The following is a 595-nucleotide window of genomic DNA, read 5'->3' on the forward strand; positions in this document are numbered from 1 at the left end:
GGCGGCGCGCTTCCGGGCTACCAGAAATTACTGGTAGATGAGCGTGTACATCACGCTCGAATTGGCTGCGCCGGCGCCAGCAGCTCCATTGACAGCCACGTATTCAGCGGCGTAGGGCAGCAGTGCAGATCCGGCGGTGATAGCAACCGACTTGGAATTCTGCGTGCCGTCCGCGAAACCAGCCTTGATGGGGCTGAAGTCGTCGCCGTTCAGCAGGCGGATCTGAACGTTGTTAGCGCCACCAGCATCCAAAATCAGATTGCCGGTTTGGAAGTCGGTCGTGACACCGGGTTCAAAGTAGGTGTGGACATTGCCCGAGTCAGGCGTGCAATTCGTCAGCGCGATGTCGAAGGTCTTGCGGCCAGCGGATTGGCCTGCGGCAGCCAGGGCCGAAGTCGACACGGTCGGCAGCGTCACCAGAAAGTCGCTGGCGCCACTGCCGGCACCATTGATGGTGCAGGTGTTCGAGGTGACTTCGCCGTTGAAGGTGATGGTGCCGTCAGCAGCAGAGGCAACCTGGGCGGCCATCGCGGTGCTGGCCAAGATCAGAACGGAGAGAAGTTTGCGGTTCATTTCGAATATTCACTAAAGTTGA

1 protein-coding gene is annotated in these 595 nt (G+C 59.3%); it reads right to left on the reverse strand.

Features of this window, described 5'->3' with window-relative positions; translation table 11 throughout:
• Positions 1-27: 27 nt before the first annotated feature.
• Positions 28-573, reverse strand: a complete 546-nt coding sequence (locus AC1DHL_RS29685) for a fimbrial protein (RefSeq protein WP_478106022.1) — start codon at positions 571-573, stop codon at positions 28-30.
• Between the last annotated feature and the right edge of the window lie 22 nt (positions 574-595).

The organism is Variovorax sp. 10L426 (assembly GCF_056395305.1).

What these genes read in the sequence shown, in the direction of transcription:
- AC1DHL_RS29685 (WP_478106022.1), bottom strand. Translation starts at nt 573, where the DNA reads ATGAACCGCAAACTTCTCTCCGTTCTGATCTTGGCCAGCACCGCGATG.